Genomic DNA, 13,827 nt, shown 5'->3' on the forward strand with positions numbered 1-13,827 from the left:
CTGCCTTCGTCATCCCGGCGAGGGGCGGGGTGGCTGTTGCCCGCCGAATGCCTTTCCCAGGAATTCCTCCATGGACTTTTCCCGCTTCTTCATCGACAGGCCGATCTTCGCGGCGGTGCTGTCGATCGTGATCTTCGCCGCAGGCCTGATCACGATTCCAATCCTGCCGATCAGTGAGTACCCCGAAGTGGTGCCGCCGTCGGTGGTCGTACGCACGGTGTATCCGGGCGCCAACCCCAAAGTCATTGCCGAGACCGTCGCCACGCCGCTTGAAGAGGCGATCAACGGCGTCGAAGGCATGATGTACCTGAAGTCGGTGGCCGGCTCGGACGGCGTGCTGCAGATGACCGTTACCTTCCGCCCGGGCACGGACCCGGACGCAGCGGCGGTGAAGGTGCAGAACCGCGTGGCGCAGGCGCAGGCGCGCCTGCCCGAGGACGTGCGCCGGCAGGGCGTGACCACGCAGAAGCAGTCGCCGACCTTCCTGATGGTGGTGCACCTGACCTCGCCGCAAGGCAAGTACGACACCCTGTACCTGCGCAACTACGCGCGCCTGCACGTCAAGGATGCGCTGGCGCGTATTCCGGGCGTGGGTGACGCGCAGATCTTCGGTGGCGGCGACTACGCCATGCGTGCCTGGCTGGACCCGGACAAGGTGGCCTCGCGCGGCCTGACCGCCAGCGACGTGGTGCGTGCCATGCGCGAGCAGAACGTGCAGGTTTCGGCCGGCCAGCTCGGCGCCGAACCGCTGCCGGACAGCAAGTTCCTGACCCTGATCAATGCCCAGGGCCGTCTGAAGACCGAAAAGGAATTCGGCGACATCGTGCTCAAGAGCGGCACCGATGGCGAGATCGTGCGCCTGGCCGACGTGGCCCGCCTGGAACTGGGTGCGGGCGACTACACCCTGCGCTCTCAGCTGGACGGCAAGAACGCGGTGGGTATCGGTATCTTCCAGTCGCCGGGTGCCAACGCGCTGGAAATCCGCGACCAGGTCATCTCGACGATGGACGAGATGCAGAAGACCATGCCGGCCGATGTGAAGTACGAAGCGGTGTATGACACCACCATCTTCGTGCGCGACTCGATCAAGGCCGTGGTCTCCACGCTGCTGGAAGCGATCGCCCTGGTGGTGCTGGTCGTGATCCTGTTCCTGCAGACCTGGCGTGCGTCGATCATTCCGTTGATCGCGGTGCCGGTGTCGGTGGTGGGTACGTTCGCCGCGCTGTACCTGCTGGGCTTCTCGATCAATACGCTGAGCCTGTTCGGCCTGGTGCTGGCGATCGGCATCGTGGTCGACGACGCGATCGTGGTGGTGGAGAACGTTGAACGCAACATCGAGGAAGGCCTGTCGCCTACTGCCGCTGCACACCAGGCCATGCGTGAAGTGTCCGGCCCGATCGTGGCGATCGCGCTGGTGCTGTGTGCCGTGTTCGTGCCGATGGCCTTCCTGTCCGGTGTCACCGGCCAGTTCTACAAGCAGTTCGCGGTCACCATCGCCATTTCCACGGTGATCTCGGCGATCAATTCGTTGACCCTGTCGCCAGCCCTGGCCGCGCGCCTGCTGAAGGCCCATGGCGCTCCGAAGGACGGCCCGAGCCGCCTGATCGACCGCCTGTTCGGCTGGGTGTTCCGTCCGTTCAACCGCTTCTTCAAGTCCAGCTCGGAGAAGTACGAGCGTGGCGTGGCCCGCATCCTCGGCCGCCGCGGTGCGGTGTTCGTGGTCTACGCGATCCTGCTGGTCGGTACCGGCGTGATCTTCAAGCTGGTACCGCCGGGCTTCATTCCGACCCAGGACAAGCTGTACCTGATCGCCGGTGTGAAGCTGCCGGAAGGTTCGTCGATCGCCCGCACCGATGAAATGCTGCGCAAGGTCGCCAAGATCGCCCAGGAAACCGATGGCGTCGCTCACACCATCTCGTTCCCCGGTCTGAACGCGCTGCAGTTCACCAATACGCCGAACACCGGTGTGGCGTTCATTCCGCTCAAGCCGTTCGCCGAGCGCCATGGCCGCACCGCCGCGCAGATCAATGCCGAGATCAACCAGAAGATTGCCGGCCTGCAGGAAGGCTTCGCGTTCGCGATGATGCCGCCGCCGATCCTCGGCCTGGGCAATGGCAATGGCTACCAGATGTTCATCGAGGACCGTGGCAATCTGGGTTACGGCGCGCTGCAGAATGCGGTGCAGGCCATGCAGGGCACCGTCGCGCAGACGCCGGGCATGGCCTTCCCGATTTCCAGCTACCAGGCCAACGTGCCGCAGCTCGATGCCGAGGTCGACCGCGTCAAGGCCAAGGCACAGGGCGTGCAGCTCACCGAGCTGTTCGACACGTTGCAGACCTACCTGGGTTCGGCCTACGTCAACGACTTCAACCAGTTCGGCCGCACCTGGCAGGTGATCGCCCAGGCAGATGGTCCGTACCGCGAGACGGTCGAGGACATCGGCAAGCTGCGTACCCGCAACGACCGCGGCGAGATGGTGCCGATCGGTTCGATGGTCACCATCAAGCAGACCTTCGGCCCGGACCCGGTGCTGCGCTTCAATGGCTATCCGGCAGCGGACCTGGCCGGTGAAGCCGACCCGCGCCTGCTGTCCTCGGCCGAAGCGATGACCAAGCTGACCGAGATCGCCGGCAAGGTGCTGCCGGTGGGCATGACCACCGAATGGACCGACCTGAGCTACCAGCAGGCAACCCAGGGCAAGGCCGCCTTCATCGTGTTCCCGGTGGCGATCATGCTGGCCTTCCTGGTGCTGGCCGCGCTGTACGAGAGCTGGTCGCTGCCGCTGGCGGTGATCCTGATCGTGCCGATGACCCTGCTGTCCGCGCTGTTCGGCGTGTGGCTGACCGGAGGTGACAACAACGTGTTCGTGCAGGTCGGCCTGGTGGTGCTGATGGGCCTGGCGTGCAAGAACGCGATCCTGATCGTCGAATTCGCCAGAGAGCTGGAGATGGGCGGCAAGGGTATTGTTGAAGCCGCGCTGGAAGCCTGCCGCCTGCGCCTGCGCCCGATCGTGATGACCTCCATCGCCTTCATCGCCGGCACGGTGCCGCTGGTGCTGTCTCACGGTGCAGGCGCCGAAGTGCGCTCGGTGACCGGCATCACCGTGTTTGCTGGCATGCTGGGTGTGACGCTGTTCGGCCTGTTCCTCACCCCCGTGTTCTACGTGGCCCTGCGCAAGTTCGTCACCCGCAACGGTGGTGGCCAGCTGGTGCAGCACGGCGAACCGACCATCCACCACTGATACGGAACTCCGCCGCCGGTCGTTGGCCGGCGGCCACTCTCCCCACAGACAAGGCATGCATCCATGAACACCCATCAGAACAAGATCGCGCTGGTGACCGGCGCCACCCGTGGCATCGGCCTGGAAACCGTGCGCCAGTTGGCAGAGGCCGGCGTGCACACGCTGCTGGCCGGTCGCAAGCGCGATACCGCGGTGGAGCTGGCACTGAAGCTGCAGGCTGAAGGCCTGCCGGTCGAAGCCCTGCAGCTGGACGTGACCGACGCGGCCAGCATCGCCGAAGCGGTCGAGCAGGTGCGCCAGCGCCACGGTCGCCTCGACATCCTGGTCAACAATGCCGGCATCATGATCGAGAACCCGGCGCAGGCGCCGTCCGAGCAGTCGCTGGACACCTGGAAGCGCACCTTCGACACCAACGTCTATGCGCTGGTCGCGGTAACCCAGGCATTCCTGCCGCTGGTCAAGCAGTCCAAGTCCGGACGCATCGTCAATGTGTCCAGCATGCTCGGCTCGCAGACCCTGCACGCGGATCCTTCGTCGGGCATCTACGACTTCAAGATCCCGGCCTACAACGCGTCCAAGGCCGCAGTGAACAGCTGGACCCTGAGCCTGGCCTATGAGCTGCGCAACACGCCGATCAAGGTCAACACCGTCCATCCGGGTTACGTAAAGACCGACATGAACGGCGGCAACGGCGAGATCGAAATCAGCGAAGGCGCGCGTTCCAGCGTGGAAATGGCGCTGATCGGTGAATCCGGTGCCAGCGGCAGCTTCACCTACCTGGGCGAGGTGCTGCCATGGTGATCCGCACGTTGGCGATGGCCGTCTCCAGCCTGGTGCTGGCGGGCTGTGTCAGCGTCGGCCCGAACTACAAGGCCCCGGTGCAGGAACCGGTGGTCCTGCAGGGCGCACAGCAGCCGGTGTTCAGTACCGCTTCGCCGGTCGCCAGCTGGTGGGCGCAGTTCGATGATCCAGTGCTGGAACAGCTGGTGCACGGCGCACTGTCGGACAACCTGGACCTTCGCGTGGCCGTGGCCCGCGTCAGCCAGGCCCGCGCGGTGTTCGTGGAAAGCCGCCTCGACCAGGCTCCGCACGTCACCGCTGGCGGCAGCTACGACCGCCGCAAGCAACCCGATCCGCAGCTGGGTGGGCAGCGGGTGTTCAGTGAAAGCTACCAGCTCGGCTTCGACGCCGGCTGGGAGCTGGATCTGTTCGGCCGCAAGCGCCGTGCTGCTGAAGCCGCGCGCGCCGACCTCGGTGCCGAGCAGGCCAACCTGGCCGATGCGCAGGTCCTGGTCGCCGCTGAAGTGGCACGCAACTACTTCGAGCTGCGTGGTACGCAGAAGCGCATCGCGGTGGCCCAGCACACGCTGGAAAACCTGCGCGATACGCAGAGGCTGACCGAGGCGCGCTGGGAGCTGGGCGCAGGCAGCGAGCTGGATGTGCAGAGCAGCCGTGCCCGCCTGAAGGCGATCGAGGCTGACATCCCGTTGCTGGAAGTGGCCGAGGCGCAGTCGCGCAACCGGCTGGCCGTGCTGCTCGGCCAGCGCCCGGAAGTGCTGACTGACATGCTCGCGCCGCACGACGTACCGGCCTTCGCCAAGGCACTGCCGCTGGGCGATACCCGCGAACTGCTGCGCCAGCGTGCCGACGTGCGCGTGGCCGAGCGTCGCCTGGCGGCTGCGACCGCACGCGTGGGCGTGGCCACGGCGGACCTGTTCCCGCGATTGTCGCTGTCCGGCTTCGTCGGGTTCCTCGGCGGCGATGCCAGCGGCCTGGTCAATGGCAGCAACAAGGCATGGTCGCTGACCCCGTCGCTGAGCTGGGCGGCATTCGACTTCGGCACCGTGCGTGCACGCCTGCGTGCCAGCAAGGCTGAAGCCGAAGGCGTGGCCGCGCAGTATGAGCAGGCGGTACTGCTGGCCCTGGAAGACACCGAGAACGCGCTGACCCGCTATTCCAAGCAGCAGGCACGGTTGGCGATCGTGGTCGAGCAGGCGCAGGCGGCACGGCGTGCCGAATCGCTGGCGCAGATCCGCTATCGCGAGGGCTCGGAGGACTTCCTGACCCTGCTGGATGCGCAGCGCACGCAGCTGGCAGCCGATGATGCGTTGGCGGCGGCCGAGTCCGAGGTCAACGTCAGCGTGGTGGGCGTGTACAAGGCGCTGGGCGGCTGGGGGCAATCACCGCAGCAACCGCGCGTGGCGCAGGTGCAATGACTCCAGGGGGGACGGAGGCCGTGGCTTCCGTCCCTTTGCTCTTTCAGGGCCACTGATTGGCCGGCACCTCGCGCTCGCGCATGCGCACGATGCAGAAGCGATGGCCGGTCGGTGCTTCCATCACCCACCAGCGCTTGACGAAGCCTATCCGTCGCGCGCCGAGCTTCTCCAGGCGGTCGGCCTCGGCATCGATGTCGTCGCTCTCGATGTCCAGATGCACCCGTGACGGGTGATCGACCCGCTGGACCTCAACGTCCAGGCCCGCCGGTGCGCCCAGCAGGTCGGCATACTCGGCGCCCCCATCGGCACGCGCCGCCTGTGCCTGCAGGCGGAGCGCGGCGGCCCAGAAACGGGCGCCTTCGTCGGCGGGAAGGTCCTGGCAGTCGATGATGAATCCAGCCAGCCGGCTCTGGTGTGCCATGTGCTGCTCCGCAGTTCGAGGGGTACGCGGCAGGGTAGCGCGGTGCATTTCGCGTACGTCTTCACCTTGGTGACGCTTCTGACTCTGCCGGATTGCGGGCCCGCCGTGTAACTAGTGGGTCAGGCACTCGGGAGGACAGGTGATGGCGGACGGAAGGCGGGATACCCAACGGATGTTGTTCGGCGATCCGGGTCCACCGGGTGCGGGGCTGTCAGTGGCAGTCGTGGTGCTGCTGGTGCTGGCGACGATGGCCGCAGCGGTCGGTTTCCTGCGCCTGCAGGATTCGATGCTGGGACTGGGCCTGATCGGCGTGGCGGTGTTCCTGGCGATAGGGGCCCGCATCTGCCAGGCGCGCGATCAGCATCAGGCCCTGTATCGCCTGCTGTCGCGGCAGCCGCCGCCGTAGCTGCGGCTGCCGTGCGGGGTCAGTGCTGCGGCCAGTCCAGTTCGACCACCAGCGGGAAATGATCCGATGGCAGCACGCCATCGATGCGGCGGTCATCGGTCAGGAAGCTGCGCGCGTGGAAACCGCGCACAAGCACCCAGTCCAGCTGCGCGGTGGCCTTGCCAGTGAAGTCGTGGAAGGTCAGTCGCGGGCCCTGCGGTGTCTTCACCTGGGTACGGGTGTCGTGCAGTATGCGGGTGAATGCCTTGTAGGTGTCGCCGCCGGGTTCGCTGTTGAAGTCACCGGTCAGCACCACCGGCAGGTCGGCCGGCAGGCCGGCCACGCGCCTGCCGATCAGCTCGGCACCTTTCACCCGTCGTGGTTCGTCCTCGTCGCGGTAGGGCAGGTGGGTATCCATGAAATAGAAGCGGCGGCCGTCATCGATGCGGCGGAACAGCGCCCAGGTGACCATGCGTGGATACAGGTTGCCCCAGGTGATGCTGCCGGGCACATCGGGCGTATCAGACAGCCAGAAGTTGCCTGATTCCTCGATCGCCAGCACCTTGCTGTCGTAGAACACGCCCATGTGCTCGTCGCCGCTGCCGCCGCGGCGGCCCTCGCCGAACCAGCGGTAGCCGGGCAGGTGCTGGGCGAGGTAATCGGCCTGCTCCTGCACCAGCTCCTGGGTACCGATCACCGCCGGGTGCGCATCAAGGATGACCTTCACCATCGCATCGCGACGATCGGGCCAGCGCTTGCCGGGCTCGGTATCGGCCGGGGTGCGCACATTGAACGACATCACCTTCAACGGCGCAGGGGCTGCGGCCCAGGCGCTGGTCAGAGGCAGGGCAAGCGCCAGCAGCGCAGACAGCGCGGGGCGACGGAAACGCGACAACATCGTGGAATCCCTCCATTCCATGAAAACGGTTTCATGGAGCATGCCACGAATGCGCGGACAGCGTTATGCAGGGATGGGTGGCTCGCGGATGCCGGGCGTGCGATGAACGCCCCGCCCGGTGGACCGCGCACCGGCGATCACGGGTCGTAGCTCATCCCGTCGCCTGCCTTCTGCAATCGCGCAGATGCACAGGGCGTATGCAGCACGCTGATCAGGCAGCAGGAAGTGCCTCGATCCTGATCAGTCTTCAATCTCGCCACGGCGGCCTGCCGCGCGCACTGCCTGAGCGGTGGTGGCCACGCCAAGTCGTTGCCGTGCTCGCCGCAGGTGGTTCTCAACGGTGCGCGCAGACAGCCCCAGCGTGGCCGCTATCTCTGCCTGGCGCCGTCCAGCGGCGACCCAGCGCAGCACCTCGCGTTCGCGTGCGCTCAGCGCGCCCGCGGGGATATCCGCAGGCGCTTCGGCAAGCTGGCGCGCCGCACGGAAGGCTGATGTTCCGACCATTTCCAGCAGCAGGCGCGCGCTGGCGGATGCATCAATCGAGGTGCCGGCGAAACTGACCGCACCCTCCAGACCGGTCGGGCCGAACACCGGCACCTGCAACCCATGCAGGCCATCGCCGCGCGGCTGCTTCACCACCTGGTAGCGTTCGCCGCGCACGCCCTGGCGCTTGCTCCAGAAGAACGGCGCAGTGCTGTCCAGTACATGGCGGTTGACCGGGCAGGCGTGCAGGTAGCGGGCGAGCCCGGTGGCGCTGCCGTCGTCGAACCAGTCACCTTCGATCCAGTACACGCGCTGTGCGCCGCGCTCCAGCCCGGTTCCGGTGGCAAACACCAACAGGCGGTCGTAGCCCAAGGGTGAGGCGGCGGCGCGCAGCACGCCGCCCACCGCAGGCAATGACCGAGCCTGTTCCAGTTCCAGCAGCGCGGGCACCAGCGCAGGCATGGGCTCAGCGCCCCGCCAGTGCATCGAGCAGCGTACGCGCGGCCAGCTTGCCCAACGCATTGCCGGCCAGCGGGCTGTCGCCGGTCAGCAGCAGGCGATCCTGCAGCACGCTGCCATCGATGCCCTCATTGACGATCTGCACGCCCTGCTGGGCCAGTCGTTCGCCGAAGAACCAACGCAGCTGCCCCGGCATGTAGCCGATCTCCGGTGTCTGCCGGTCCATTGCGTCGGGGAAGGCACAGATGCGGTAGCCACGGAACAACGAGGCACCCTCGGCTTCGTCGACGCCCGCCGCCAGCAGCGCCGCCGGGCCATGGCAGAGGGTGATGATGTGGCGCTGCTCGGCCATGGCCCATTGCAGCGCGGCCTTCACCGCCGCGCTCTCCGGCAGGCCGATCAACGCGCCGTGCCCACCGGGAATGAAGACGGCGGCGTAGTCCGAATCGGCGCCCAGGCCGGCCACCACCTGGTCCAGCTGCAACGGCTGGCGGAAGCGTGCCTGGTAGCGTTCGTACAGGGCGCCGATCTCGCGGTCCTCGTGTGGAAAGGCCCACCATTCGAACTTGACGGCGTTGCCGGACAGTGTCGCCACGTCGATGTCGAAGGCGGCCTTGTCCAGGTGGTACATCGGCAGCAGGGTTTCCACCGGATGGTTGCCGGTGGAGAACAGGTGGCCATTGGCGGTCGGCAGATAGCGCTCGTCGGCGGCGATCATCAGCACCTTCCAGCGGCCATCGCGGCGCGCATCCGGATAGTCGGCGCCGGACAGGTCGCTCTTGGGCGAGGTGAACTGCGACAGCGAATACGGCGACGGGAAGAAGGCATCGCGCTCGGCCGGATCGGGGCTGGGCTGGCGGCTGGGCTCTTGCGTGTTCATGCAGACCTCCGTTGGGGGAAAGTGAGCCCAGCATAGGAGGCTGCGTGCGCAGGCGCGATGAGGGATTCCCCTCAATCGGCCGCAACCCGGATGCTGCAGCGCGCCACCCGGCCGGTTGGACAGTGGGATTATGTCGTGTTATCTAGCCAGTGCCGGGATAATCCCGGCATAACCACACAGCAAGCAAAGGAATGAAAATGAAAAGATTCGCCCGAGCATTGCGCGTCACTCTGAATATTCATCCGAACGAAAAGAGCAGCGTGTGGAATACCTGGCCTCTGTGGGTCGAATTCTGATCCTGCGGGCCAAACCCGCGATCGAGCGGTAGCAAGACGAAGGGACTCGTCTTTCGAGTCCCTTCCTGCCGGAGACGCACTGCATGCAAGGGATGTCGAATGAAGGCAGCGCCATTGCTGCCGAGCGCCTGGCTGCGCGCGTGGAGCGCGAAGGGCCTGTGCTGAAGCTGGAAACCGGTGGAATCGGGGTGTTCTGCCCGGAGCTTGCCGGCAAGGTCGACAAGGAAAATTCCGAGCAGCTGTACGTCGTCGAGTCGCTGGCCGACCTGTTCCGCCGTCACGAGCGCGTGCGCTGGACCGAAGTGCGCAGCCTGATCGCCGCCTGCAGTGCTGAGCTCACCGGAGCACAGACCCTGGAGGCACTGCAGTCGCGCATGAGGCAGGCTCTGGATGGGGTATGCGGGCACGCGCTGGATGCCACGCCGGCGGTGTGGAAAGTGATGGCCCATCCCTTGATCCCGCTGGTGATCGACGGGCTCGATGCCCGCGGCACCGCAGCCATCGAACGCGCCCTGCATCTGCGCTACACCACCCAGGTCGAGCAGGTCATCCATCGGCGCCACCTGCTGCGCAACTTCCTCATCGGCCGTGCCGAATCACGGGCGATCGCCGCCGAACTCAAGCGCCGGCTCCGCAGTGGACGTTCGGCGCTGGACTACGCGCAGTCATTGCTGAGCCTGCGAGAGCGCATCGGCCTGGACAAGGTCACCTACCTAGTCACCGTGCAGCTGATCGCCATTTCCGGCGTGCCCGGCATGATGGCCGCCTGCCTGCTGTTGGCGATGCAGATGCATCCACACTGGCGCCAGCGCATCGAGGAGGAGTTCGCGCCGCTCTCGGATGAGGAGATCCATGCGCTGCCGATGGCCAGGATTCCCTGCACGATGCGCTTCCTGAAGGAAGTGATGCGGCTGTACTCCACGCCCTTCAACAACCGCCGGGTGGCCGCCTGCGATCTGCAGGTGGAAGGGCAGGCCATCGCCGAAGGCACAGTGTTCGAGTTGAGTTCGTTCATCCAGCACCGCTCGGCAAAGTACTGGGATGACCCGCTGCAGTTCGATCCCGATCGCTGGTTGCCCGAACGGCGCAAGCGTACCGCCGGCATCTATGTGCCTTATGGCTTCCCCACGCGTTCCTGCGTGGGATCGGCGGTCGGCAATGCACAGCTGGTATTGCTGTGCGCGCTGCTGGCACGCGAGTTCCGCTTCACCCCCAGCGCCGACTATCGGCCCGAGGTGCGCATGGAGGGCTTTGCGATTCCGGCGGCGCTGCATGGCACGTTCTCGCGGCGTACGGCCGGTGCCTGATCTGTCGGGACGGCGGCTTACTTTCCCGTTCGCCCGTGTGCCTGCATGTCCTCATGCAGGATCCGCCGCAGCTCGACGATGGCCGGCGTAGCTTCCTGCACGCTGTGCCCGGACACGATCACCTTCTCCGAATCCGCGTGCGGCAGGTGCGAACTCCAGTAGGGCACCAGCCCGTCATCGGTCTTCTCAAGTGGGCCATCGGCCTTGGCGCGGGCGACGATCGAGTGGTAGTGCACCTTCGGTGACATCGGCAGGTCAGCCACGGCGCGGACGAACGGGTCGTCCTTGTCCAGGTTCTGGATGCTGTTCATCTGGTAGCCGTGCTTGCCGTCATTGCGGTCGATCTGGCCGTCGTTGGCAATGGTGGCGACGTCTTCCAGCACGGTCAGTGGCAACCGCACCAGCCGGCCGATCCACCGGCCGAGGCGGGTGCCCGCCACGTCGGTGCCGCGATGCGGCGTGGCGATGAACACCACGCGGGACACTTCCGGTTCCGGCAGGAAGGTCAGCACCGGTGCGCCTTTGGTGCGCAGCAGTTCGCGCTGGGCGGGCGTCATCTGCGCGGTGGCCAGCAGGGTGTCGACCAGGTGGTCGCCGGAGGAGGAGATCATCAACCGTGCGATCACCCCGCCCATGCTGTGCCCCACCAGCACCATGTCATGCGAGGCCTGCGCCTTGCCGCTGGGGTCAAAGTGCTTGAACACTTCAGCCAGCGTGTGGCGCATCGCATCGTGGCTCATCGCGATGGGCATGTTGGTCGGGTAATAGAACTGCCAGACCTGGAACTCCCGGCGGATCTCGTCGTCGCGCAGCAGTTCGTTGGCCACGTTGACCCAGGCTTCCGGACTGCTGGCCAGGCCATGGATCATCAGCAGCACGCGGCGGTTCGGGTCGTAGGGCTGCATCATGTACAGATGCGGCGTGTCGATGCCGCCCTTGCCACCGAACAGCGTGCGCAGCGACTGTCGGCTGAAGTTGGAGCGGGCCAGCCACAGCGCATAGCCGGCAGTGAAATTGGCTGCCAGTGGCACCTGCTGGCCGTGCAGGGTTACTTCCGAAACCTGGTAGGGATCGTGGATCTCCAGCTCCGGCTCGTCATCGTGCAGCACCTCCCACAGGTTTTTCCCCGAGAAGCGCAATAGCACCGTCATCGATGGCGAGGGCATCTCGCTCCAGCTCTGCGTGGCAGAACGTCTTGCCTGCGCCGCCTGCGCCGCCGCCGGAGGCGTGGTGGTCGTGCTGCCGGCCTGGTCATCCATCACTGCCACCAGTTCGGCACCGAAGCCATCGCGGCGATGCACGCTTCGCAGCGTGCCGGTGAACGACAGCGAGGCGGCGGGTACCAGCTCGCTGGGGGTACGCTGGTCCAGCGCCGATGCTTCGTCTGAAGGGGCCAGCACGAAGGTCCAGCGGCCCAGTTGGAAATGGCTGGCCTGGCCGTGCACGCGCCCGGTGGCATAGGCGTTGTAAAGCTGCACCGAGGCTTCCTGCACAGCCAGGTTGTAGTAGTCGCGCACCTGGGTCTGGCGGTCTTCGAAGCCGCGCTGGTTCGCCGTGCGCTCGGTGAAGAACAGATAGGCATAGGCCTGGCGCGCGACCTGCATCCACGCATCGAGGCGTGGCTGGAAGTCGGCATCCAGCTCGGTGACGGCGGTCTTGGCACGGCCGGATGCCGAGTACTCGCGCTTTGGCGCCGGCAGGGTCATCGCATACTGCAGCCACAACTCGGCCAGGCTGGAGCGCTTGTCTTCCTCGCGCACCACGATGCTGCCTTCCATCGCCTCGATGCAGGGCAGGCCGGGCTTGGCACAGACGCCCTCATCGAGCCCGGCCACGCGCAGGGTCTCAATGGTCGCCGCGCTGAGCTTGCCGGAAGTCAGGATGTCACCGCGCTTGAGCGCGATGTACTGGCCGGGCGTGACCGAGGCAACCTGCACCGACGGCCCGAACTGGCGCAGCGTCGCGCAGCCGCCCAGGGTGAGCAGCACGGTGATGATGAGGGTCGTGCGGCCGATGAAGCCCAAACCCGTGGTAGCCATGCGATCCTCCTGCGCGGTGGCGCCACTCTAGCGGTGGGCCTGTCAAAGCGGAATCTACCGGCTGGGTCGGGCTTGGCGGCGAGTGCGGTTGGTAGATTCGGGCAGTTCCGTGCGCCGGCTGCAGGTTCCTAGCCCATCAGCGGCTGATCTGGCACTTCACCGCCGCCGAATAGCCCTCGTAGTCGTCACCCGCGATCACGTGCAGGGTGTGGCGCTTGTCGATGCGCTTCACGTAGGAAGGTTCCTCGGTATTGGCATGCTCGTTGACCTCGGTCACCGACCAAGCCCTGGCCAGGCGCTTGGGATCGACGCCGTTGAAGTACACGAAGAGGCCTTTCTCGCCTTCGGCCACATTCACATCGGCACTGCTGACCGTGCCGCCAAACAGCGCGACCGGCTTGTCCTCCGGCTCGAACGTGCCGCCCGGCTTCTTGGCCAGGCCGGCCGCCTGCAGCGCATCGATGGCGTCGGCCGCACTGAAATCCGAGCCTGCCTTGCAGGCCAGCAGCGCCTCCAGCGTGGCGATGCCGGGCGGCGCGATGGCCGGGGCTGCGGCGTGCGTGGCTGGGGCGGCGGCGAGCGCGGTGAGGAGCAGGGACATCGCGAGGGGGGCTTTCATGGCAGATCCTTCTGGCGGTCGCGGATGAAGGGACTGTTGTGTTGGAGGTGTCATCCCGATTATGCGTCACACGTCCTGCGCGACGGGCAGGCACAAAAAAGCCGGAACCCCAGTTGACGGGAGATCCGGCTTCTTGCGGCCTCGACAGGCCTTACAGATGGTGGAGGTGGGCGGAATTGAACCGCCGTCCGAAGGCACTCCATCCCCAGCACTACATGCTTAGCTCACCGTTGGATCTCGTCCCCGAACAGCACGGTGCGCGAAGCGCATCCGGGAACCAGCCTGTTGTGTTCTAGTGCCGGACTGACAGGCAGCCGTCCAGCGCGATTCCATGATAGTGACTCTACACCGCGAGCATGGACACAAGCGGTTTCGAGGCTTAGGCCTTAAGCGGCCAGAGCGTAGTTGTCGTCGTTGGCAACTAGAGTTTTGCAGCTGGATTTACGAGGAAAGCTACCCCCTCGGCATGCGCCAGGCGACTTCACAACCCCCGTCGAAACCAATGCACCCCCGGTTTCTTCAAGTTCTGCAAGGTACAAGGCCTGTTTCGTGTCGCCACGGTCAGTGCCTGCCCAACAGTGGC

Annotated in this window: 11 protein-coding genes and 1 other RNA gene; 5 read left to right on the forward strand and 7 right to left on the reverse strand. The window is 66.0% G+C overall.

What is annotated here, in order from left to right:
* Positions 1 to 70: 70 nt before the first annotated feature.
* The 3 genes from ACZ75I_RS07895 to ACZ75I_RS07905 all read left to right on the forward strand — a co-directional run bounded on the left by ACZ75I_RS07895 (position 71) and on the right by ACZ75I_RS07905 (position 5,457).
* Positions 71 to 3,241, forward strand: a complete 3,171-nt coding sequence (locus ACZ75I_RS07895) for an efflux RND transporter permease subunit (protein WP_111201968.1) — start codon at positions 71 to 73, stop codon at positions 3,239 to 3,241.
* A 63-nt stretch (positions 3,242 to 3,304) separates the two neighbouring features.
* Positions 3,305 to 4,042, forward strand: a complete 738-nt coding sequence (locus ACZ75I_RS07900) for an SDR family oxidoreductase (RefSeq protein ID WP_049470334.1) — start codon at positions 3,305 to 3,307, stop codon at positions 4,040 to 4,042.
* A complete protein-coding gene (locus tag ACZ75I_RS07905; protein ID WP_472958916.1) occupies positions 4,036 to 5,457 on the forward strand; it encodes an efflux transporter outer membrane subunit in 1,422 nt (473 codons plus the stop codon). The genes ACZ75I_RS07900 and ACZ75I_RS07905 overlap by 7 nt, the downstream gene beginning before the upstream one ends.
* A 43-nt stretch (positions 5,458 to 5,500) precedes the next feature.
* On the opposite strand, the gene ACZ75I_RS07910 is transcribed toward ACZ75I_RS07905, so the two are convergent.
* Positions 5,501 to 5,878 carry a VOC family protein gene (locus ACZ75I_RS07910; protein ID WP_472958917.1) on the reverse strand — a complete coding sequence of 126 codons (378 nt, stop codon included), beginning with the start codon at positions 5,876 to 5,878 and terminating at the stop codon, positions 5,501 to 5,503.
* 142 nt (positions 5,879 to 6,020) lie between these two features.
* On the opposite strand from ACZ75I_RS07910, the gene ACZ75I_RS07915 reads away from it, so the two are divergent.
* A complete protein-coding gene (locus ACZ75I_RS07915) occupies positions 6,021 to 6,284 on the forward strand; it encodes a hypothetical protein (RefSeq protein WP_032959134.1) in 264 nt (87 codons plus the stop codon).
* A gap of 19 nt (positions 6,285 to 6,303) precedes the next feature.
* Here ACZ75I_RS07915 and ACZ75I_RS07920 read toward each other — a convergent pair whose 3' ends face one another.
* From ACZ75I_RS07920 to hchA, 3 genes are all read right to left on the reverse strand, one after another.
* Positions 6,304 to 7,161 carry an endonuclease/exonuclease/phosphatase family protein gene (locus tag ACZ75I_RS07920; protein ID WP_346476920.1) on the reverse strand — a complete coding sequence of 286 codons (858 nt, stop codon included), beginning with the start codon at positions 7,159 to 7,161 and terminating at the stop codon, positions 6,304 to 6,306.
* A 240-nt stretch (positions 7,162 to 7,401) separates the two neighbouring features.
* On the reverse strand, positions 7,402 to 8,106 hold the full coding sequence (locus ACZ75I_RS07925) for a PA1136 family autoinducer-binding transcriptional regulator (RefSeq protein ID WP_346476919.1): 705 nt from the start codon (positions 8,104 to 8,106) through the stop codon (positions 7,402 to 7,404).
* 4 nt (positions 8,107 to 8,110) lie between these two features.
* A complete protein-coding gene (gene hchA / locus ACZ75I_RS07930; RefSeq protein WP_180870343.1) occupies positions 8,111 to 8,983 on the reverse strand; it encodes a glyoxalase III HchA in 873 nt (290 codons plus the stop codon).
* A 379-nt stretch (positions 8,984 to 9,362) separates the two neighbouring features.
* Here hchA and ACZ75I_RS07935 point away from each other — a divergent pair, with 379 nt between their 5' ends.
* Complete coding sequence (locus tag ACZ75I_RS07935) at positions 9,363 to 10,586, forward strand: cytochrome P450 (RefSeq protein WP_229298538.1); 1,224 nt, start codon at positions 9,363 to 9,365, stop codon at positions 10,584 to 10,586.
* Between the two features lie 17 nt (positions 10,587 to 10,603).
* Here the strand turns inward: ACZ75I_RS07935 and ACZ75I_RS07940 are convergent, their stop codons facing one another.
* From ACZ75I_RS07940 to ssrA, 3 genes are all read right to left on the reverse strand, one after another.
* The gene (locus ACZ75I_RS07940) at positions 10,604 to 12,625 is read right to left on the reverse strand and encodes an esterase/lipase family protein (RefSeq protein WP_180870345.1); all 2,022 of its coding nucleotides are present in this window, start codon (positions 12,623 to 12,625) and stop codon (positions 10,604 to 10,606) included.
* A gap of 136 nt (positions 12,626 to 12,761) precedes the next feature.
* Complete coding sequence (locus tag ACZ75I_RS07945) at positions 12,762 to 13,244, reverse strand: hypothetical protein (RefSeq protein WP_061477943.1); 483 nt, start codon at positions 13,242 to 13,244, stop codon at positions 12,762 to 12,764.
* 158 nt (positions 13,245 to 13,402) lie between these two features.
* Positions 13,403 to 13,756: a transfer-messenger RNA gene (gene ssrA / locus ACZ75I_RS07950) on the reverse strand.
* Between the last annotated feature and the right edge of the window lie 71 nt (positions 13,757 to 13,827).

The sequence above is a fragment of the Stenotrophomonas sp. X genome (assembly GCF_055721025.1).

Coding starts and splice junctions, on each gene's coding strand:
- ACZ75I_RS07905 (WP_472958916.1), top strand. CDS start 4,036: ATGGTGATCCGCACGTTGGCGATGGCCGTCTCCAGCCTGGTGCTGGCG.
- ACZ75I_RS07945 (WP_061477943.1), bottom strand. CDS start 13,244: ATGAAAGCCCCCCTCGCGATGTCCCTGCTCCTCACCGCGCTCGCCGCC.
- ACZ75I_RS07900 (WP_049470334.1), top strand. CDS start 3,305: ATGAACACCCATCAGAACAAGATCGCGCTGGTGACCGGCGCCACCCGT.
- ACZ75I_RS07920 (WP_346476920.1), bottom strand. CDS start 7,161: ATGTTGTCGCGTTTCCGTCGCCCCGCGCTGTCTGCGCTGCTGGCGCTT.
- ACZ75I_RS07935 (WP_229298538.1), top strand. CDS start 9,363: ATGCAAGGGATGTCGAATGAAGGCAGCGCCATTGCTGCCGAGCGCCTG.
- ACZ75I_RS07895 (WP_111201968.1), top strand. CDS start 71: ATGGACTTTTCCCGCTTCTTCATCGACAGGCCGATCTTCGCGGCGGTG.
- ACZ75I_RS07925 (WP_346476919.1), bottom strand. CDS start 8,106: ATGCCTGCGCTGGTGCCCGCGCTGCTGGAACTGGAACAGGCTCGGTCA.
- ACZ75I_RS07910 (WP_472958917.1), bottom strand. CDS start 5,878: ATGGCACACCAGAGCCGGCTGGCTGGATTCATCATCGACTGCCAGGAC.
- ACZ75I_RS07940 (WP_180870345.1), bottom strand. CDS start 12,625: ATGGCTACCACGGGTTTGGGCTTCATCGGCCGCACGACCCTCATCATC.
- ACZ75I_RS07915 (WP_032959134.1), top strand. CDS start 6,021: ATGGCGGACGGAAGGCGGGATACCCAACGGATGTTGTTCGGCGATCCG.
- hchA (WP_180870343.1), bottom strand. CDS start 8,983: ATGAACACGCAAGAGCCCAGCCGCCAGCCCAGCCCCGATCCGGCCGAG.